General features: G+C 36.4%; 19 protein-coding genes. 13 read left to right on the plus strand and 6 right to left on the minus strand.

The window, feature by feature from the left end:
- The first annotated feature begins 560 nt into the window (after positions 1–560).
- The 5 genes from rpsN to G6O73_RS00330 are packed head-to-tail and all read left to right on the plus strand — an operon-like array spanning position 561 to position 1,677.
- On the plus strand, positions 561–830 hold the full coding sequence (gene rpsN / locus G6O73_RS00310; RefSeq protein WP_057884702.1) for a 30S ribosomal protein S14: 270 nt from the start codon (positions 561–563) through the stop codon (positions 828–830).
- A 14-nt stretch (positions 831–844) separates the two neighbouring features.
- Positions 845–1,003, plus strand: coding sequence for a 50S ribosomal protein L32 (gene rpmF, locus G6O73_RS00315; RefSeq protein ID WP_057884703.1), 159 nt, complete (start codon positions 845–847; stop codon positions 1,001–1,003).
- Between the two features lie 4 nt (positions 1,004–1,007).
- Positions 1,008–1,394 carry a hypothetical protein gene (locus tag G6O73_RS00320; protein WP_057884704.1) on the plus strand — a complete coding sequence of 129 codons (387 nt, stop codon included), beginning with the start codon at positions 1,008–1,010 and terminating at the stop codon, positions 1,392–1,394.
- Between the two features lie 3 nt (positions 1,395–1,397).
- On the plus strand, positions 1,398–1,547 hold the full coding sequence (gene rpmG / locus G6O73_RS00325) for a 50S ribosomal protein L33 (protein WP_083478411.1): 150 nt from the start codon (positions 1,398–1,400) through the stop codon (positions 1,545–1,547).
- Between the two features lie 16 nt (positions 1,548–1,563).
- The gene (locus tag G6O73_RS00330) at positions 1,564–1,677 is read left to right on the plus strand and encodes a putative metal homeostasis protein (protein ID WP_162254583.1); all 114 of its coding nucleotides are present in this window, start codon (positions 1,564–1,566) and stop codon (positions 1,675–1,677) included.
- An 88-nt stretch (positions 1,678–1,765) separates the two neighbouring features.
- Here G6O73_RS00330 and G6O73_RS00335 read toward each other — a convergent pair whose 3' ends face one another.
- Together G6O73_RS00335 and G6O73_RS00340 are read right to left on the minus strand one after the other, a co-directional pair.
- On the minus strand, positions 1,766–2,239 hold the full coding sequence (locus G6O73_RS00335) for an RpiB/LacA/LacB family sugar-phosphate isomerase (protein ID WP_057884705.1): 474 nt from the start codon (positions 2,237–2,239) through the stop codon (positions 1,766–1,768).
- A gap of 109 nt (positions 2,240–2,348) precedes the next feature.
- Entirely contained in the window at positions 2,349–2,897 is a 549-nt protein-coding gene (locus tag G6O73_RS00340; RefSeq protein ID WP_057884706.1) for a TetR/AcrR family transcriptional regulator, read from the minus strand.
- Between the two features lie 226 nt (positions 2,898–3,123).
- On the opposite strand from G6O73_RS00340, the gene G6O73_RS00345 reads away from it, so the two are divergent.
- The gene (locus G6O73_RS00345) at positions 3,124–6,384 is read left to right on the plus strand and encodes an MMPL family transporter (RefSeq protein WP_083478412.1); all 3,261 of its coding nucleotides are present in this window, start codon (positions 3,124–3,126) and stop codon (positions 6,382–6,384) included.
- Between the two features lie 68 nt (positions 6,385–6,452).
- On the opposite strand, the gene G6O73_RS00350 is transcribed toward G6O73_RS00345, so the two are convergent.
- Positions 6,453–7,442, minus strand: a complete 990-nt coding sequence (locus tag G6O73_RS00350) for a LacI family DNA-binding transcriptional regulator (protein ID WP_057884708.1) — start codon at positions 7,440–7,442, stop codon at positions 6,453–6,455.
- Positions 7,443–7,673: 231 nt separating this feature from the next.
- Here G6O73_RS00350 and G6O73_RS00355 point away from each other — a divergent pair, with 231 nt between their 5' ends.
- Together G6O73_RS00355 and G6O73_RS00360 are read left to right on the plus strand one after the other, a co-directional pair.
- Positions 7,674–9,050 carry an SLC45 family MFS transporter gene (locus G6O73_RS00355; RefSeq protein WP_157056631.1) on the plus strand — a complete coding sequence of 459 codons (1,377 nt, stop codon included), beginning with the start codon at positions 7,674–7,676 and terminating at the stop codon, positions 9,048–9,050.
- Between the two features lie 28 nt (positions 9,051–9,078).
- Entirely contained in the window at positions 9,079–10,749 is a 1,671-nt protein-coding gene (locus G6O73_RS00360; protein ID WP_057884710.1) for a glycoside hydrolase family 13 protein, read from the plus strand.
- A gap of 70 nt (positions 10,750–10,819) precedes the next feature.
- Here the strand turns inward: G6O73_RS00360 and G6O73_RS00365 are convergent, their stop codons facing one another.
- Positions 10,820–11,590 (minus strand): sulfite exporter TauE/SafE family protein, encoded by a 771-nt coding sequence (locus G6O73_RS00365; protein ID WP_057884711.1) that lies wholly within the window; start codon positions 11,588–11,590, stop codon positions 10,820–10,822.
- A 486-nt stretch (positions 11,591–12,076) separates the two neighbouring features.
- Between G6O73_RS00365 and G6O73_RS00370 the strand changes: the two genes are divergently transcribed.
- From G6O73_RS00370 to G6O73_RS00390, 5 genes are all read left to right on the plus strand, one after another.
- A complete protein-coding gene (locus tag G6O73_RS00370; protein ID WP_057884712.1) occupies positions 12,077–13,357 on the plus strand; it encodes an O-acetylhomoserine aminocarboxypropyltransferase/cysteine synthase family protein in 1,281 nt (426 codons plus the stop codon).
- A gap of 99 nt (positions 13,358–13,456) precedes the next feature.
- Complete coding sequence (locus tag G6O73_RS00375) at positions 13,457–14,713, plus strand: amino acid permease (protein ID WP_083478414.1); 1,257 nt, start codon at positions 13,457–13,459, stop codon at positions 14,711–14,713.
- A 218-nt stretch (positions 14,714–14,931) separates the two neighbouring features.
- The gene (locus G6O73_RS00380) at positions 14,932–15,645 is read left to right on the plus strand and encodes an AzlC family ABC transporter permease (protein WP_057884714.1); all 714 of its coding nucleotides are present in this window, start codon (positions 14,932–14,934) and stop codon (positions 15,643–15,645) included.
- The gene (locus tag G6O73_RS00385) at positions 15,632–15,958 is read left to right on the plus strand and encodes a branched-chain amino acid transporter permease (protein ID WP_057884715.1); all 327 of its coding nucleotides are present in this window, start codon (positions 15,632–15,634) and stop codon (positions 15,956–15,958) included. Before G6O73_RS00380 ends, G6O73_RS00385 begins: the two co-directional genes overlap by 14 nt.
- An 80-nt stretch (positions 15,959–16,038) precedes the next feature.
- Positions 16,039–16,512, plus strand: a complete 474-nt coding sequence (locus G6O73_RS00390) for a glutathione peroxidase (RefSeq protein ID WP_057884716.1) — start codon at positions 16,039–16,041, stop codon at positions 16,510–16,512.
- 77 nt (positions 16,513–16,589) lie between these two features.
- On the opposite strand, the gene ade is transcribed toward G6O73_RS00390, so the two are convergent.
- Together ade and G6O73_RS00400 are read right to left on the minus strand one after the other, a co-directional pair.
- A complete protein-coding gene (gene ade / locus G6O73_RS00395; RefSeq protein ID WP_057884717.1) occupies positions 16,590–18,266 on the minus strand; it encodes an adenine deaminase in 1,677 nt (558 codons plus the stop codon).
- 109 nt (positions 18,267–18,375) lie between these two features.
- Positions 18,376–19,545, minus strand: a complete 1,170-nt coding sequence (locus G6O73_RS00400; protein ID WP_057884718.1) for an MFS transporter — start codon at positions 19,543–19,545, stop codon at positions 18,376–18,378.
- Positions 19,546–19,723: the final 178 nt, after the last annotated feature.

The raw sequence follows: 19,723 nt of genomic DNA on the forward strand, positions 1-19,723 counted from the left end.
GGGTGTCACGCAATGGTTTGACAACTTCGAGTAATTAAGAATGGCAATATCTGTCTGTGATTTTCCAACTTTGAAATTTGCTTTGATTTTTCCTCTTTCTTCAGGCGTGAGTTGTAAATGGAGCTAGTATAGATTTTGGACAATTTTTGGTAGAACATCTTTGTCAGCCTCTATGGCTACAAAATATGATTTTATTTCTTTGTCGAAATGGAGAAAAGGTAAAATATCTTACCAGCAGATGTGGTGTTTCAGATGAAAATATTTATCTTTGGATTAAACATTATTCTAAAGATAAACAAACGAACGCCAGTCAGGATAAATATCTCAAGTTGAAAAGAATTATCAAAAAATTCAAAAAAGGCAACCCAATAATTGAAACATAAATATAAATAATTCCCCTAATATCTATTCTACAGATACTAGAGGTATGCCTCAAATAGCAGGGTCTTTTTTTCTGAGCTGTATTTTAAAAGTAATTATTACTGTTTACATAGAGAAAAAAATATCATATACTGTTAAGAGTAATTATTACTATTAGTCAGAAAGAAAGGATGTTTTTTATGGCAAAGAAATCGAAAATTGCAAAATTAAAGCGTCAAGAAGCTTTAGTTGCAAAATTTGCTGCTAGACGTCAAGCATTGAAAGCCAGTGGTGATTATCAGGCGTTAGCTAAATTGCCACGTGATAGTTCACCTGTTCGGCTGCACCATCGTGATCAGCTTGATGGACGACCACATGGTTATCTAGGCAAATTCAAAATGTCGCGACTAAACTTTCGTGAATTGGCATTAAAGGGCCAAATTCCAGGAGTTAAAAAAGCTAGTTGGTAAAGGGAGAATAAATTATGGCAGTTCCAGCAAGAAAAACTTCAAAATCACGTAAAAAACAACGGCGAACACAACAAAAACTTAAACAACCGGCAATTTCACTTGACCCTAAAACAGGAGAGTATCATCGTAGCCATCATTATTCATTAACAGAAATTAAAAATCGCAGGAGCTAACATTATGAATTCAATAATTTATCCTCCGTTAGTTGAACAGGCCGTAACAGAATTAGCGGCGGGAGAACCAATTACTGCCGCTTATCAAGCTCAAGTTTATCGAGCGTTAGTCAAAGACCAAATTATTGATGAGTTTGGTAATCCAACTCAACAAGCATTGCAGCAAGGCTGGGTAACAGAGGTTGTTGAAAAATCAGATTTGACTTGGCGAGAATTCATAGAACTTTATCCAGTTTTTGGCAATTTTGCTCAAGACTTTAAAAAGTTTGATGGTTTTTGGGAAGTTACGCTTGAGTTTAAAAATTTTTTAATTCATGAACTGAAAGGAGCTGCTTTTACTGAAATTGAAAAACAGCAGATCCAAGATTTTTTAGGTGGAAGGTTGGAATAGAAAATGAGAGTACATGTAATCTTAGAGTGTGAAGAGACTGGCGAACGGATTTACTTAACCAGTAAGAATAAAAGAAATACTCCTGAGAGACTGCGATTAAAAAAGTATTCACCAAAACTCATGCGTAAAGCCTGGTTTGTGGAAACAAAATAGTTATTGGAGGTGAAAAATGGAAAAAGAATCATTAGCAGGGGCCTATCGTAAATTAAAGAGCCCCAATAAAAAGACTAAAAAACGAGCATTACGTTTGATTCACGAAACAAAACGTAAGAAAAATAAATAACTATGTTAAAAAAACTCTTCAAAGTCAAGTAGTATTGAAAAAACTAACTTGATTGAAGAGTTTTTTATTTAATCTAAATTGATGTTAATTAAAACTTAATTTCATCGAGACTTCTTAAATGACGTTTAGAAATTTCCTTAACTTTATTGTTGCGTCGCAAGTATTTCTCTTCAGTTAATGGATCAGTTGTCATCCAAGTCTTAACAATTTCAGCTGCAATTGCAGACCCAATGATTTTGCCCCCCAAGCATAAAACATTGCTGTTAGTGTGTTGACGAGCTAATTTAGCACAAAACGGATCTTGACAGACAACGGCATCAATTCCTAAAATCCGATTAGCAATTAAAGCACTGCCATAACCAACACCATCAATAAAGATTCCCCGATCGTATTCATGTTTAGCTACTGCAAGGGATGCAGGGTAAACAAAATCAGATAAGTCAACTGAATCGCCGCTAAATGGTCCGGCATCTTTAACTGTATGGCCCATCGCAGTTAGTTGTGCTGCAATTTCTTTTTTTAGTTCATATCCAGCGTGATCACCAGCTAAAATAATTTTCAAATAAATCGCTTCTTTCTTATGCTTTCTTGAATAGATTAAGGATAAATTATCCCTTGCCATTATAACAGTAAATCTGCCCAGTGTCGGTGATATTTTTCAGATAATAACTTTATTCAAGTTTGATTAAAATTTGATTCAAAATATTGGACAATTCATAGGGTGCTGTGTCCGAGTCACGCATCAACCAATTAATGAAAATATTGATTGCGCCAGTTACGGTAAATAAAATTTCAAAGTAAGCTTGTTTGTTAGCTTGAGTTATTTTTTCAATTTTTAAAATTCGTCTGGTAAATAAATTAATTAAATTATTGGTTAATTTATTTTCACTATCTTTTTTGAATAATACTTGGAAAAAACTTTTTTGTTCAGCTACATAATTGATTAATTCTTGCATTAAATTTTTGAAATTTGAAGCTAAAGTACTGGCTGGATAGAGCCGATCAAAGCGATTGGTTAATCCACTTAATAAATTATTGATAATTTGATCATATAAATCATAGACATCTTCATAGTGCAGGTAAAAGGTACTACGGGCAATATCAGCTCTTTTAGTAATATCGGCAACCGTAACTTCATTAATTTTTTTGTGACTTAATAAATCGAAAAAGCTTTTTCTAATAGCTTGTTGGGTTTTGGTAATGCGCCGATCAATTCTCATAACATTCTCCTGTTTTTAGACAATTTCAAGCCAGGTGTCCATTAATAAACAATTTTTATCAAATTGATCTTTGGCTACAGTGACTCTACTAATATAATAAGTGATAAACCTTGAAAAATTAAGCCGGAATTGCTAATTTTAGCAGTTATTTAGCATTCCAAAAGAAAAACTTTAATTCTTTAATAAAACTTAAAAATTCAGCAAGTTTGCAGTCAGGAGAATGAGAATGAAGAAAATATTTTTTAGCGGACACAAGTGGTGGGCACTCGGCTGGTCAGTTTTATTGCTAATTGCTTTAATATTTGCCCCTAATGTTGCTAATGTAACCAAAAACAGTTCAATTCCTAGCAACTATCAAAGTAGTCAAGCAACTAAATTGCAAAATAAGTGGGGAAGCAAGCAAAATAAGACAACTTCAGTCGTAGCAGTTTTTAATAATCACAATCATCATTTAACGGCTAAACAAAATCAGGCAATTAATCACACAATTGCGCGACTGAAACAAAAAGAACAACAATATCAGATTAAAGACATTACCGATGCTAAAGATACACCATTGGTTAAATCGCAGTTAATTTCTAAAGATAAGACAACTCAAATTGTTGAGATTTCAGTTAAGAAAACTAAACAGCATGATATTAAGAAAATTAAACAAGAATTGACGAAAACAATAAAAACACCTGGTGTTAGAAGTTACTTGACGGGAAGTGATATTTTAGACCAAGATTTTTCTAATTCAACTGAAAAAGGTGTCAAGAAAACTGAAATTATTGCGGCAATATTTATTTTCATAGTATTGTTGCTGGTATTCAAGTCACCAATCACTCCAATTTTTTCTTTAATAACGGTTGGAGTTGCCGGCCTAATCTCAATCAGTACTGTTGATGCATTGGTTAAATACCTTGGCTTTCCATATTCCAATTTTACTGAGGTGTTTATCATTATTGTCTTGTTTGGAATTGGTACGGACTACAATATTTTGTTGTATAACGAATTTAAAGCTGGATTATCAGTTGGGTTAACTAAAAAAGAGGCGACTAAGTCGGCTTTACGAGTGGGTGGTCGAACGATTATTTACTCAGGAATCTCGGTCTTAATTGGCATGACGACTTTATTTTTTGCCAAATTTTCTCTCTATCGCTCGGCAGCTGGAATTGCCGTCGGAGTAGCGATTCTTTTATTGGTTTTATTGACGTTGAACCCGTTTTTTATGGGAACAATAGGTGAAAAAATTTTTTGGCCGATTAAACATTTTAAGGGTGAAAAGCAAAGTCGTTTGTGGCATGGATTAGCCAAATATTCATTATTGCGACCGATTTTAACGATTATTGTAGTTTTGGCCTTCTTGACACCACTAGCAGCTCAAACTCAGGGGTTGTTGAATTATGATGATGCAGATGAAGTTAGTAATCAAGTTCCATCAAAAATTGGTTTTAACTTGATTCAACAACATTTCTCAAAGGGAATGTCTGAACCAACAACCGTTTATCTTAAAAGTCATCAACGGTTGACAAGTGAAAAATATCTCCAAATAATTGATCAACTTACTAACCAGCTAAAAAATGTAGCTGGAGTTAAAACCGTTTTATCTGCTTCGCAACCAGCAGGGAAGGCAATAAAAAAACTATATATAAAAAGCCAGTTAACAGATGTTACCAAAGGCTTAACTCAAGCAAAAGTTGGTTTGAACAAAATTGGCAGCGGCTTAAGTTCAGCTAAAAACCAGGTTGATGGAGTAAACATTAATAGTGGTATCACTTCAGCCAAGCAATTGGCCGAAGGATCGCAGCAAGTCGCGACTGGGACCAGCCAATTAAGTGACGGCATTAAAGAATTGACTGCAGCAGTTACTGAATTGCATGGACAGCTAAGTTCAGGAATGAATAATTCTGAACAGGTACAATTACAAAAGTTAGTTCAAGCATTGCCAGAGTTGAATCAAGCTATTAGCCAACTGAACCAACAAGTAGCTAATAGTTCCAGTAGTTCTGAGTCAACGACTAAAAATTCATTAACACAGATTGGCAGTGCAGCAAATGATATTCAACAGCAGTTGACTACGGTTGACGCTGCAATGGGGAAATTAACTGCTAATACAGTTTCTGGGACTCAATTGGTGGCAGAGTTACAAAGTGCAGGTGCTCAGTTGACAACTGAGCAACAGCAAAAAATTACTCAAGTTATTAATCAAAATCAACAACAGCAACAACAAGCTTTATCCAGCTTAAGTGGGGTATTAACTGATTCTTTGACAAAAATTGGAAATGACACTAAGTCAATTGGCAGTTCAGCTAATTCTCTAGCTGCTCAATTAACTGCTCTTCAACAGTCATCGGCCAGCTTGCAGCAAGCAGTTAGTCAATTAGCAAGTTCATCAGCACAAGTCTTGCCAGCTGCTGCAAGCACAATTAAGCAGTTAAACAGCAGCTTAGGTCAATTAAGCAGTGGAACAGCACAATTAGCAACTGCTATGGACTCATTAAACAATCAAACTGGTCAATTAACGACAGGAGCCAGTCAAGTTGCTACGGGAAACCAAAAACTAGTTCAAAGCTTAACCGGATTGCCACAAGCTGTTCAATCATTATCAACAGGATTGGGTAGTGCTACTAATGGAATCGGTCAGGTTAATCAGGTAAACCAAGCCAGCAACAATTATTTGCAAGGATTGCAGAAATCTGCAGCGGGTAAAACTTATTATTTGCCGACAAAGGAAATCCACAGTAAAGCTTTCAAACCGATTCTAGATACTTATTTTTCAGATAATAAAAAAATGACACAATTAACTGTCGTCCTCAAGGATGATCCTAATTCGCAAGCAGCTATTCAAACTTTGGCAAAAATTCAACGATTAATCACAGGTTCTTTGAAAGGAACAAGTTTGAATCATGCAGATGTGGTTTTAGGTGGTTCAACTTCACAAACACGTGATTTGAAACAAGTGGCATCACAAGATTTTAAGCGAACAGCCTTACTAATGTTAGTTGGAATTTTAGTTGCCCTGATGTTCGTTACTCGCTCGCTAATTCAGTCGTTGACGATTGAAGCAATGTTGCTTATTATTTACTATAGTTCACTGAATCTGGTTCACTGGTTCAGCCAAATCGTTTTAGGAACCTCAATGCTGACTTGGAATACACCATTTTTTTCGTTTATAATGTTAGTCGCTTTAGGGGTTGATTATAGTATTTTCTTGGTTGTTAAGTTCCGTGAAGGAATGCATGATCCGCTTTCAATCGATGCTAAGGTGTTACGGGCAACGTCGATTATCGGTACGGTAGTTATTTCAGCTGGAGTTATTTTGAGTGGAACTTTTGCAGCTTTGATTCCATCAGGCGTAACTACACTGATTCAAGTGGCCTTAGTGGTAATTACAGGAATTTTCTTGTTGGTACTTTTAATTCCGGTTGTGATGCCAGCTGTGATGAAGATTACTTATCCAACGCCAAATTCTAAAATTAACGATCAATCACATGAAGAACAATAAATAAAAAGAATCCTCTGATTTAATCAGATCAAAATGATTAAATATCGGAGGATTCTTTTTTTATCAGGTTAATTCTTTTTAACACTGGCTCGTTGGCAAATTTGAATCTCAGTATAAGCATTTTTATTACTGCCAGAAATTAAATAGGTTGTTCCAAGATAGCCCATTTGATAAAAGTCTTGGGTAATGCTAGTTAGAGCTGGCCGAACCAATTGACAGAGATTCGTTCCATCAATCGAGACAACAGATAGGTCGGCTGGAATATGCAGTCCAATTTTAGCAGCTTGATTTAAAATACCAATTCCTACTAAATCGCTAGCGGCAACTATTGCTGAAACTTTACCTTTTTGATAAGCATTCATTGCCGCTACTCCAGCTTCATAGCTATAATCACCAGTTTGCAGCCAGTTTGTTTGAAAATTAATTCCACTTTCAGCCAGAGCTTTTCGGTAGCCATGGAATCTTAAATTTCCAGTATGAGCACTTGGAGAAATATCTACCCCAGCTAAGCCAATTTTCCGATGACCATGCTTAATCAAAAATTTTGTTGCTTGATAGCCAATCTGATAGTCATCTGAAGCAATGTAATTCAATTTGGTATCTTCAAATGAAATTGAGATAAAGAAAAAAGGAACTTTAGCTGATTTTAATAGCTGTAAATTATCAGGATAAAGATCAACGGAAACTAACAAAATTCCTAAAAGAGGTCGTTCTAATGCGGTTGTTAAAGCAATTTGCTGAGCAGTTTGATCATGATCACCAGCATACAAGATAATAACTCTTTTGCCTGTCTCGCCAGCTTTTTTTTGAATTCCCATAATAATTTGATCGGAGAAATTAGTTTTAGTTGAATTAATGATAACTGCGATAACATTGCTGGTCTGCATAACTAATTCAGTTGCGGCCATGTTTTTTTTATATCCTAAATCTGCAGCTGCTTGATGAATAGCTTGCGCAGTTGTTTGACTGAAAAAACCAGTTTTATTTGATAGAACTCGTGAAACCGTGGCAACAGAGAAACCAGTTTTTTTGGCAATATCTTTAATTGTTACGCTCATAGACTTTCTCCTTCTATTTATCTGTAATTAATTTTACCTCATGATGTCAAAAAATAAAACTGTTCAAAAGAAAATCAAGAAAACGTTTGTGTTTTTTATAAAAAGCTATTGTGAACGTTTGCCCACGGTATTATAATACCCAATGTAAGCAGTTGCAGCTAGCTAGTTAATTTAAGGAGTGAATCAAATATGGAGAGAAAAGTTAATCAAAAATCAGTTGATACTACCAAAATGACTGATCAAACGGCAAAAAAGAAAACAATTACCAATTCGTTACCTTCACTACCGTTAAGTACCATTTTTGCAATGACTTTTGGCTTTTTTGGTGTTAACATGGCATTTTCTTTGCAATCGTCACAAATGGGAAGAATTTTTCAAACAATTGGTGCCGATCCAACTAAACTGGGATTTTTCTTTATTTTACCGCCGTTGGCTGGGATGGTTGTTCAACCGTTAGTTGGAAAATATTCTGATTTAACTTGGTCAGAAAAGTTCGGTAGAAGAATGCCGTACCTAATGTTAGGTGCACCGATTGCTGCAATAGTTATGGCTTTATTACCCAACGCTGGTTCATTTGGATTTGGTTATGCTTCATTGGCAGCGCTAACTTTCGGAGCAATTGCAATTTTATTCATGGATTTATCAAGCAATGTCTGTATGCAACCATTTAAAATGATTATTGGCGATATGGTAAATGAAGATCAAAAAGATTTAGCTTGGTCTTGGCAACAATCGTTTAGTAATTTAGGTGGCGTGGTTGCAACTGTCTTTCCTTTTTTACTAACAATGGTTGGCGTTTCCAACGTTGCTAAACAAGGGGTAGTCCCACTATCTGTCAGACTATCATTTTATATTGGGGCAGCTATTTTGTTAGCTACTTCAATCTACACAATCATTAAAGTTAAGGAATATGATCCGACAACTTATGCAGCTTATCATCATATTGATCCCAAACATCATCAAGTTGCTCCTTCGTTGTGGAAACTGGTTAAAAAAGCACCACGTTCGTTTTGGGAAGTTTCATTTGTTCAATTGTTTGATTGGTTTGCATTTCAGTATTTATGGACTTATGCAACTGGAGCAATTGCTAAAAATGTTTGGAATACTGCCAACACAGCATCAGCAGGCTATCAAGCGGCTGGAAATTGGTATGGAATTTTAACCTGTGTGCAATCAATTGCAGCAGTTGTTTGGGGCTTTTTAGTATTATCAAAAACTAATCCTTACAAACGTAAGTTTTGGTTCCGAGTGGGTTTGATTATGGGAGCAATTGGTTTTATTGGTGTCTTTATGATTCATGACCAGTATTTGTTGATCTTGCCATTTTGCTTGATTGGAATTTCATACTTGACGATGCAAACAGAGGCTTTTTCTATCTTCACTTCATCTTTAGATGGTAAAAATGAAGGGGCTTATATGGGATTGTTTAATTGTGGAATTTGTTTACCGCAAATTATTGCTTCAGTGGCCAGTTTTGCCATTTTCCCATTAATTAACCAATCAATGCCAGGAATGATTTTGGTAGCTGGAATTGCTATGTTACTTGGAGCAGTGGCTGTTGGAGTAATCAAAGAAGATCAGCCACAACAAGACAATGCTCAGAAATAAATTAAACTGAGAGGGAGAAAAAGATATTATGAAAAAGAAATGGTGGCAAAAAGCAGTTGTTTACCAAGTCTATCCACGCAGTTTTCAAGATAGTGATGGAGATGGTATCGGCGATTTAGGTGGCGTTTTGCAGCGCCTACCTTATATAAAAAAACTTGGTGTCGATGTTATTTGGTTGAATCCAATTTATAAATCACCTGATAAAGATAATGGTTACGATATCAGTGATTATCGGGCAATCCAGCCTAAGTTTGGCAATATGAAAGTCTTTGATCAGTTACTAGCTGAGACCCATCGACTAGGAATGAAAATTGTAATGGATTTGGTAGTTAATCACACATCTGATCAACATGAGTGGTTTAAACAAAGCCGTTCCAGTAAAGACAACCCATATCGTGACTTTTATATTTGGCGAGATGGCAAAAATAACCTAGTTCCAAACAACTGGGGTTCTTATTTTGGGGGTTCGACTTGGCAATTTGATGAAGCAACCAAACAATATTATTTACATCTATTTGCTAAGGGACAGCCTGACTTAAATTGGGAAAATCCAGCTGTTAGGGAGCAAGTCTGGGAATTAATGCGTTTTTGGTTGAATAAGGGAGTTGACGGTTTTCGGATGGATGTAATCAATTTCCTCTCCAAACCAGCTGGCTTGCCCGATGCACCTAATCCAGAACATGCTGAATTTGCTAATGTAGAACCAATGGTAGCTGATGGACCGAAGCTGAATGATTATTTACGGGAAATGAATAAGAAAGTTCTTTCACACTATGACGTTATGAGTGTTGGCGAGATGCCTAGTGCCAAACCTAAAGATGCGCTGGAATATACCGGTTTGGACGCCCATGAGTTAAATATGGTTTTTCAATTTGATCATGTGACCTTAGCACTGAATAAAGATCCACGTTTAGGCAAATGGAACGACCAGCCAGTTAAGTTGGTTGATTTAAAGCAAGCATTATCGAAGTGGCAGACGGCTTTAGACGGGAAGGGTTGGAATAGTTTATACTGGAATAACCATGATCGGGCACGAGCTGTTTCACGTTTTGGCAATGATAGCCCACAATATCGGGTTTTGTCAGCAAAAATGCTAGCTACAACCCTACACATGATGCAAGGAACACCCTATATTTATCAAGGCGAAGAACTAGGCATGACAAATGCACATTTTACAGCACTATCTGAGTATCAAGACATTGAATCAATTGAGGCATATCATCAATTAGTTGAGCGGGAAAAGTTAGTTGATCATAAGACGATGATGCGGTACTTAGCAACCGAATCACGGGATAATGCGCGAACCCCAATGCAATGGGATACTTCAACTAATGCCGGTTTTACAAGCGGTAAGCCTTGGTTACAATTAAATAAAAATTATTGTGAAATTAATGCCGCAGCCGAATTAAAAGATCAGCAGTCAGTCTTTTACTATTATCAGAAATTAATTAAATTACGTCATCAAAGTGATTTAATTGTCTATGGCAATTATCAAGAACTTATCCCAGAAGATGAGGAAGTCTTTGCTTACCGACGAGAATATCAAGGACAAACTTTAGTAGTAATTAGTAACTTTACTGAAAAAATAATTAAACGACACTTAGAAATGCCAACCAACAAAAAATTATTAATCAGCAACTATGCTGATGATCAAGCGGATCAATTGCGTCCATTTGAAGCTAAAGTTTATCTTTATTAATTTGAAACAGCAAATAAGCGGGTAAATCAAAAGTTTTCTTTTGATTTACCCGCTTTTGAAACCAAAATATTTAAAAATAGGCAGTTATAAATAAATAACTAGCTAATCCAAAAGCGGCTATGGCAATTAATGCTCGTAACAAGTGGATGTTGGCGTGTCGAACAATAATTGGGCCAAGATAGCCACCAATTAACAAGCCAAATCCAAGTGGAACAACCATTAGCCAAGCTACATGCGTCTTGAAAACAAAAATTAGAGTAGCAATTAAATTTCCCGCAAAAGCAATGACATTCTTCATTGCGTTCACAGTTGCAAACTGATCATTAGTAATTAAAGAGAGAATTGCTAAAAAGATAACGCCACCAGCAGCACCAAAATAACCGGTGTAACCTCCAACAAAAAAAATACCAATTAAACTGACCAAACTGATCCAAATATTAGCTTGAGTGGGAAGACTATTTTTCGAAATTCCTTTTTTGCGGCTTGAAAGTAATAATAAAAGTCCAGCAGCAAAAATAAAAAAAGGAACGATTTTTTCAAAAGATGAAGCTGGAGCAATTAGCAGTAGCCAACTGCCAGCAACGCTCCCAAAAGATGCTAAAAAAGTAAAAAGTGCAACTTTTTTCCAGTGACCATGTAATTCGCGAAGTGAGGACATTGTTGATCCGATCCCTGAAAAAATCAGTGCGGTTGTGTTGGTTACATTAGCTAAAACGGGTGGTAAACCAACTAATAGTAATGCGGGATAAGAAGCTAGTGAGGCCAGACCAGCAACTGAGGCTAGTAAACCCGCTACAAATCCAGCAGCAATTAAAAAAATGAAAGTTAAGAAAAGCGACATAAGTGAATCCTTTCAAAGGTTTTTTAGATTAAACAAATAAAATTTGCTTGTTTTATTTATATTGAAGCAAAATAACTGTTTATCAATCAGTATTAACCTTCAAAAGTTAATTTGCAATCATTATTTGTTTTTCTTTGAAAATAAAATTAAAAAAAAGTCTTGACTACTTAAATTTGAAATGCTAGGATACTGGAAAAGATAATAATTAGACTTTGATGAGAAGAGTAAGCTGAATTTCATATTGCAGAGATCCCAAGTTGGTGAAAATGGGAGTTTGAATTAAGCTGAAGATGAACTCGGAGTTGCAATCGGCGGTGCAAGCCTTAGATTCGTGAGGATACGATATAATCCCTAACATAATTGTGTTGATGAGGTTTGATTAGTAATAATTAAACGAATACGGGTGGTACCACGTTTTGACGTCCCTGTAATGCAAAATTGCATTACAGGGATTTTTTGTTATCAAAAATTAAGGAGGAAATTAACATGGTTGCGAATAAATTTCATTTTGAAACTTTACAGGTCCACGCAGGTCAGACGGTTGACGAGACAGGGGCACGAGCAGTTCCGATTTATCAAACAACATCATATGTTTTCAAAGATGCGCAGCAAGCAGCAGATCGTTTTGGACTGAAAGATCCAGGAAATATTTATACGCGCTTGACTAATCCAACAACAGCAGTCGTCGATCAACGAGTAGCTGCTTTGGAACATGGCACCAGTGGAGTAACGTTAGCAACGGGAGCAGCAGCTATTTCTGCGGCAATTACTAATATTGCTGGTCAAGGTGATGAGATTGTAGCGGCCAATACACTTTACGGTGGGACGTATAATTTATTTAATGTTACTTTACCTAAACTAGGGATTAAAACACATTTTGTCGATTCAGATGATCCAAAAAATTTTGCAACTGCAATTAATGAACACACGAAAGCTTTATATGTCGAAACAATTGGTAATCCAGATATCAATTTAGTTGATTTAGAGGCAATAGCTGAAATAGCTCATGAAAATCACCTGTTACTGATTTCTGATAACACCTTTGCTTCACCTTACCTTTACCGACCACTTGATCATGGAGCTGATATTGTCATTGAATCAGCTACCAAATTTATTGGTGGACATGGAACTACCATGGGTGGAGTCATCGTTGAAAATGGTCAATTTGATTACCGGGCAAGTCAGCGTTATCCCGAATTCACGACACCTGATCCACAGTATAATGGGTTAGTTTTTGCTGACTTAACAGGAGGTGCCTTTACAACTAAAGTACGGGCGGAGGGATTGCGAGACACCGGAGCAACAATTAGTCCATTTAATTCATTTTTATTACTACAAGGGCTTGAGACACTTTCGTTGCGGGTTGAGCGACATGTTGCTAACACTAGAAAAGTTATTGATTTTTTACAGAATCATCCTAAAGTTGCTTGGATAAAATATCCTGAATTAGCAGATAGTCGATATAATTCACTCGCAAAAAGGGACTTTCCTAATGGAGTTGGTTCGATCTTTACCCTTGGGTTGACGGGTGGTGAACAAGCTGGCAAAGCGCTAATTGAAAATTTGCAGGTCTTTTCATTGTTAGCCAATGTTGGTGATGCTAAATCTCTGATTATTCATCCTGCATCAACAACGCATGCACAATTAAATGAAGCTGAATTACGCCAAGCAGGAATTACACCTGATTTGATTCGTGTATCGATAGGAATTGAAAATGCGGCAGATTTAATTGCCGATTTGGAACAGGCTTTAGCCAAAATTAATTAGAATTTTAGTTGGAAATGAGGCAGTACAGTGGGAAAAACAGCAAAAGTTGAAGTTAATCGCGATGGAACTCAACGAGGACTGACGAATCTAGCCGTGCAAATGATCGCTTTTGGCGGTTCAATCGGAACAGGTCTATTTTTAGGAGCTGGCAGTACAATTCATCGTACAGGGCCATCAATCTTATTTGTTTACGCGATTATTGGCGGTTTCTTTTTTCTGATGATGCGAGCAATCGGTGAAATGTTGTATGCTGATCCAAATCAACACACGTTTGTGGTTTTTATTCATCGGTATTTAGGAAGTAACTGGGGTAAATTTGCTGAATGGAGTTATTGGTTAGAATTAATTTTGGCGGCGATGGCCGAATTAACAGCTATTGCAGCTTATTTTCAATTATGGTTTCCAACTCTTCCAGCTTGGTTAATTCAATTAGCTTTTTTAGTCGGGTTAACCCTGATTAATGTGGCGGTTGTCAGTTTCTTTGGGAAAACGGAAATAATTTTGTCGGGGATTAAAATCATAACGATTTTGGGATTGATTATTGTTGGTGCTTGGCTAGTAGTAACTCATCATCAAGGAATTAGTGGTGATCAAGCAACAATCAGTAATTTAACCCGAAATTTTACCCTCTTTCCCAATGGAATTTCACAATTTATTTTTGCATTTCCAATGGTGTTTTTTGCTTTTCAAGGAATGGAATTTGTTGGAATTACTACCGCTGAAACCAAACAGCCGCGTCAAGTTTTGCCACGAGCTATTAATCAAATTATCGGTCGGATTTTATTCTTTTACATTGGTTCTTTAGCGGTGATCATGATGGTGTCGCCTTGGCAGCAGATTAATGCATCTCAAAGTCCGTTTGTTCAGATTTTTGAATTGGCTGGAATTCCGGCGGCTGCATTGTTAATTAATGCAGTTGTTATTATTGCAGCTGCTTCAACTTTGAATAGTGCAATATTTTCGACAGGACGGCATCTATATCAACTAGCACTCGAAAGTAATTCCCGCTGGATGTTACCTTTACGGAAAATTTCTGTCAAAGGGATTCCTTTGACTAGTGTTTTATTTTCAGCTGCACTGATGTTAGGTGCTCCGATTCTTAGCTTATTCAACCAGTTAACGACAGCTTTTACTTTTGTTGCGTCCGTTTCAGGAGATATTTATATTTTAGTTTGCATTTTAACTATGCTGGCACATTGGAAGTTTCGCCAAAAAACAATTGGACAAGAAGTATTATTTCGGATGCCAGCATATCGGATTACTGAACCATTAACAATTTGTTTTTTTGGTGCAGTTTTTGTGAGTTTGTTTTTCAGTTCAGCTTCTCGTTGGCCCGCAATCGGTGCCATTATTTAGGCATTAGGATTTGCTGCTTATCTAAAATTAGGACAGCAAAACACAATCAGCCGACTTGAAAGAGACAAACAATAATTATTGTTTAGGCAAATTTTTTCAATTAACTTAAGTGGTAAACTGAAAATAAGTTGAAATTGAAAAATTATCTCAAATAAAAAAAGAACTGGACAAAATTATATTTTGTCACAGCTCTTTTTGCCGTTTTAAGGAGGAAAAGCATGTCAGAAAAACAAAGTGAATTAAAATTTGCTTTTCAAAAAGCATTTCCAGTGATGATCGGATACTTAATGTTAGCCATGGGGTATGGATTATATATGCATAACCTAGGATTTTCCTTTTGGTTTCCAACTATTATGGCTGCAGTTATTTATGGTGGATCAGTCGAATTTATTGTTGCAAGCCGGCTTGTTGCAAGGTTTGCACCTTGGAATGTATTTTTAGTGACGCTAGTGGTCGGTTTTCGCCAATTTTTTTATAGTTTAGCAATGCTTAATAAATACCGAAATACATCAATTTTCCAACGGTTAATTTTAATTTTTGGTGAAAGTGATGAAACTTTTTCTGTTAACTATGCATTGGAAGTTCCAACCAATTTAAAAACTAAGCTGGTTTATACTTATGTAACTATTTTTAATTATTTGGCTTGGGTGATGGGGGCGTTTCTAGGGGGATTTTCAGGCCATTTGTTGGGGATTCAACTAAGAGGCCTTAATTTTATGATGACAGCATTGTTTATTGTCCTTTTTTTAGAACAATTTTTAAAAGAACAGAGTCATCTCAGTTCGTTTAGTGGCCTAATAATAACTACAATTAGTTTATTGGTAATTGGAAAAACATATTTTTTGCTAGTAACATTAAGTTTTTTAGTAGTTGAATATGCAATTAAATACTATCTAGATCAAAAGCGGGTGTTTCCTCATGACATTGATTGAACAAATCATAACAATTGCTTTGGCCGCAGTGGCTAATTTTACCACGCGTTTTTTACCATTTGTTCTTTTTCGGACGGATAAAACGACTCCTTTTTTTGTTCGAAAGCTGGGAGGCTTTTTACCCCCGGCAATTATGGCGATGCTAGTCGTTTATTGTTTTCGCAATGTTTCTTGGCTAGCTGGTGATCATGGATTACCTGACTTACTGGCCAGCTTAATTACAATTTTTTTGCATTTGTGGCGTCGTAATTTGTTACTTTCAATGTTAGGTGGGACTTTGAGCTATATTATCCTATTGAATTTTTTGTTTTAGGCAGCAACCAATTTTATTTACAATTTGAGTATTAGCAGCCATAATCAAGACAGTTAGATTGACTAAAAGGGAGTGATTGAATGACTTCAATTTATGATTTTAGTGAAGTTGAGACAAGTGGCACTGAACTGAGATTGCGAGATTTTCGCGGCCAGGTGCTCTTAATTGTGAATACCGCCAGCAAATGTGGTTTAGCACCGCAGTTAAGCGGCTTGGAGAAGCTTTACCAGCGTTATCATACACAGGGATTAATGGTAATTGGATTGCCTTCAGATCAATTTCATCAAGAGTTAGCTGAAGATGAAAAAGTCAGTGAGTATTGTCAATTACATTATGGAGTCACTTTTCCAATGACCAAAAAAGTTAAAGTGAATGGGGGAGATGAAGACCCGTTATTTACTTATCTGAAAGCAACGGCCGGACATGGCCGAATTAAATGGAATTACACTAAGTTTTTAGTTGATCGAGCAGGAAAAGTGATTCAACGTTTTGCTCCAATTACAACACCAGAAAAAATTGAACCAGCGATTGTTGCGGCATTAAAGAAAAAATAAGTCAAATTAAAATTGAGCTCGCTGGAGAATAAATCAGGACTGCACAATTCTTATGCAGTCCTGATTTAAAATAAAAATTATTTAATTTCTAGTGAAATGAAGTTAGCTTGCTCAAAATCATAGAGTCCTTGATCAGTTAATTTAATAGAAGGAATCACTGGTAGAGTTAAAAATGATAGGGTAATAAAAGGATTGAACTTTACCGCAGATGGCAAGCTGATTTGCAGATAAGCATTTAAAATGGCGGTTAACTGCTCAGCGGCCACCTGACAGCTTTGATTAGACATTAGTCCAGCAATCGGTAAAGGCATTTTTGCTAAGACTTCAGTGCCTTTGCTGACCGCAATCCCCCCATGAGTGGAGCTGATTGCCTGAATTGCGGTGTAAATTGCTTGGTCATCACTACCGACAGCAACAATATTATGTGAATCATGAGCGATGGTGGTTGCAATTGCTCCGTTAGTAATTTTAAATCCGTGGACTAACCCAAGTCCAAAAGTGCCTAATTGATGATGACGTTCTACAACAATCATTTTGGAAATATCTTGTGCAGTGTCATTAACAAAATAGCCATTTTTCAGAGGAACATGTTTTTGCAAGTGATTTGTTTCAATATGATTTGGAATAATTCCAATTACATTGCAATAATCGTCAGTCAGTTTGATTTTTAAATCTGTTTTTTCTAAGTGCTGGTGAACGGTATTTGTCGTGAAAGAAAGTGGACGGGTTGGCTTAGGGACAATCCACTGACCGTTTTTCATCACTTTTTGAGCGGTGGCAGTTTTTAAATCTTTTAAAACAACTAAGTCCGCGACAAACCCGGTATTCAAAATTCCACGATCAATCAATTTGTGAGCTTGAGCCGCATTGTAACTTGCCATGGTGTAAGCTGTCTCTGGCCGTATTCCATTTTTAATTGCTAGTTGAATGCAGTAATTAATACCTCCATCTATTAACAAGTCACTGATTAATTTATCATCAGTACAAAATGCAAAACGTTGGGCATTACTTTCTGTGACTACTGGAATAAGTTTTTCAAGATCTTTTTCAACTGATCCTTCACGTAAAAAGGTCCAAAAGCCAGCTGAAAGCCTTTCTTGTGCTTGCTGAATGGTTGTACATTCGTGATCAGTATCAATCCCAACTTGTCGATAGACATCAAGTTGACTGGCATCTAGACCAGCTCCGTGTCCATCGGCATGGTATCCCAGTTGTTGCGCATCCTGAATTTTTTGCATAATATCAGGTTCACGTTTGGCAACGGCTGGGTAATCCATGACTTCTGCCAATCCTTTAACACTGGGTTCAGCGTAAAGTGGTCGTAAATCTTCAGCCGTTAAAGTTGCTCCGTTATGTTCAAAGGGAGTACATGGAACCGAAGAAGGGAGCATAAAGAAAATGTCCAACGGTGTTTGGCCGGCATCGTTAATCATATACTTTAGCCCAGAAATACCGGTAACATTAGCAATTTCATGTGGATCAGTTACGATTGTGGTCGTTCCTTTGGTTAGTAAAGCTTTACCAAGCTCACTCGGAGCAACCATGGAGCTTTCGATATGAACGTGAGCATCGATCATCCCTGGCACAATATAAGCTCCCTGAGCATCAAAAACCTCATGAGCCGTTAGTTCGGCTTTTTCACCAGTTGCAACAATCTTGCCTTGATCAATCCATAAAACTTTTTCTTCAAATTTACGATTAAAAACATTTAAAACTTTCCCATTCATGCAACACAAGTCAACTTGCTTTCTCATTATTTGCTCCCTCTCACTTTTTAAAGCTGCTTAAACTTGCTTAATATCTTAGTATAAAATTTTGAGAGATGCAAGCTCTATTTGATTAAAAATAGAATAATTTTAATGACTACATATTTAAATGTTCGCTTTTACCAAGCGAGTTCGCCTTTAACTGCCAACTGCCGAGTAGACAGAAAAGCAGATGAACAGCAAACAAGATAATAAAGGTCACTTGATAGTTCCAAAGTTGAATCATAACTCCCCCTAGCAACGGACCTAAAGCTCGGCCTAATGAACCAGCAGTACTCCCTAGAGCTTGAATTGTTGCTCGGTTTTGATCAGTCGCAAAACGGTTGATCATAGCCGGGGTCGTGGTTAATGCCAGCATGTCACCAAAAGATAAGAGGGTGATGCCAATTAAGAACTGACTATAGTGCTGGGCATTAATCAAGCTTAGGTATGATATTCCCAAAAGTAGAGTACCACTTAAAATACGATATTTTTCATTTTTAAAAGTTGGCCGAAAAAAGAAATTTAATAAAGGTTGAAAGACTACAATTTCGATGGTTGAAATTGTGAATAAGAGACTATATTTTTGGACTGAGATGCCTTGTTGGAGCGTATATACAGAAACATTGCTGTTCCATTGCTCATAGCCAATCCAGATAATAACTAATAGCAAACAAATAAACCACAAACTTCCAGAAAAATGTGATCTAGATTTCCAACTAGCTTTAACTTTAGGAATTGATGATGAACGGGGAATTTCCTGGAAAAATAATTTGACGACAATTAGAGTAGTGACAAATAGCATTAAAGCCACAGCAAAAACCCAGCGAATATTATGAGCATATAGTATTCCAGACAAAAAGGTTGCTAACCCCATACCAAGATTCGCTAACCAGTAAGCATTAGTAAATAAATTTGGAGACTCTTTCTGATAAGCTGCAATATAACCATTAACAGCAGAGTTCAGGATACCAAGACCCAAGCCATAACCAATTACTAAAATCGTATACCAAGGCCAGATGGGAAAAACAATTAGAAAAATTAGATTTAACCAAACAAGCACCCCTCCTAAATAGTGAGTAGGTTTAATTTTCCAATGGTCAAATAACCAGCCACCTAACAAATTGCCTAAAACCATTGCCAATGAAAAGCCCATTAAAACATAGCCAGAGGTTACTAAACTCTGGTGTAATCGATTGTGCAAAAAAAGAGTTGTAATCGGCATGATCAAACCAATCCCCATGTTGACCAGCATACTGGCCAGTAAAATCGGCAAGTTTTTTTTCATGATGTTTTCCTCATTAATCTTAAGATATAATTAACTTTAGCATTTAAAACAAATTATGGAAAGTTCAGAAATAAAAGTCGAACTATGGTATATGGTAGAAAATTACAGCAAGGGTTTACAACTGTTAATTTAGAAAAATAATAAATTAGCTGATTTGATTTTGTTTCCAAGAAAAGCA

The organism is Liquorilactobacillus nagelii DSM 13675 (assembly GCF_019444005.1).
Lineage (GTDB): Bacteria > Bacillota > Bacilli > Lactobacillales > Lactobacillaceae > Liquorilactobacillus > Liquorilactobacillus nagelii.

Bases quoted from the DNA above. Each gene is read 5' to 3' on its own strand.
- rpsN (WP_057884702.1), top strand. From the start codon at position 561: ATGGCAAAGAAATCGAAAATTGCAAAATTAAAGCGTCAAGAAGCTTTA.
- rpmF (WP_057884703.1), top strand. From the start codon at position 845: ATGGCAGTTCCAGCAAGAAAAACTTCAAAATCACGTAAAAAACAACGG.
- G6O73_RS00320 (WP_057884704.1), top strand. From the start codon at position 1,008: ATGAATTCAATAATTTATCCTCCGTTAGTTGAACAGGCCGTAACAGAA.
- rpmG (WP_083478411.1), top strand. From the start codon at position 1,398: ATGAGAGTACATGTAATCTTAGAGTGTGAAGAGACTGGCGAACGGATT.
- G6O73_RS00330 (WP_162254583.1), top strand. From the start codon at position 1,564: ATGGAAAAAGAATCATTAGCAGGGGCCTATCGTAAATTAAAGAGCCCC.
- G6O73_RS00340 (WP_057884706.1), bottom strand. From the start codon at position 2,897: ATGAGAATTGATCGGCGCATTACCAAAACCCAACAAGCTATTAGAAAA.
- G6O73_RS00345 (WP_083478412.1), top strand. From the start codon at position 3,124: ATGAAGAAAATATTTTTTAGCGGACACAAGTGGTGGGCACTCGGCTGG.
- G6O73_RS00350 (WP_057884708.1), bottom strand. From the start codon at position 7,442: ATGAGCGTAACAATTAAAGATATTGCCAAAAAAACTGGTTTCTCTGTT.
- G6O73_RS00355 (WP_157056631.1), top strand. From the start codon at position 7,674: ATGACTGATCAAACGGCAAAAAAGAAAACAATTACCAATTCGTTACCT.
- G6O73_RS00360 (WP_057884710.1), top strand. From the start codon at position 9,079: ATGAAAAAGAAATGGTGGCAAAAAGCAGTTGTTTACCAAGTCTATCCA.
- G6O73_RS00365 (WP_057884711.1), bottom strand. From the start codon at position 11,590: ATGTCGCTTTTCTTAACTTTCATTTTTTTAATTGCTGCTGGATTTGTA.
- G6O73_RS00370 (WP_057884712.1), top strand. From the start codon at position 12,077: ATGGTTGCGAATAAATTTCATTTTGAAACTTTACAGGTCCACGCAGGT.
- G6O73_RS00375 (WP_083478414.1), top strand. From the start codon at position 13,457: ATGATCGCTTTTGGCGGTTCAATCGGAACAGGTCTATTTTTAGGAGCT.
- G6O73_RS00380 (WP_057884714.1), top strand. From the start codon at position 14,932: ATGTCAGAAAAACAAAGTGAATTAAAATTTGCTTTTCAAAAAGCATTT.
- G6O73_RS00385 (WP_057884715.1), top strand. From the start codon at position 15,632: ATGACATTGATTGAACAAATCATAACAATTGCTTTGGCCGCAGTGGCT.
- G6O73_RS00390 (WP_057884716.1), top strand. From the start codon at position 16,039: ATGACTTCAATTTATGATTTTAGTGAAGTTGAGACAAGTGGCACTGAA.
- ade (WP_057884717.1), bottom strand. From the start codon at position 18,266: ATGAGAAAGCAAGTTGACTTGTGTTGCATGAATGGGAAAGTTTTAAAT.
- G6O73_RS00400 (WP_057884718.1), bottom strand. From the start codon at position 19,545: ATGAAAAAAAACTTGCCGATTTTACTGGCCAGTATGCTGGTCAACATG.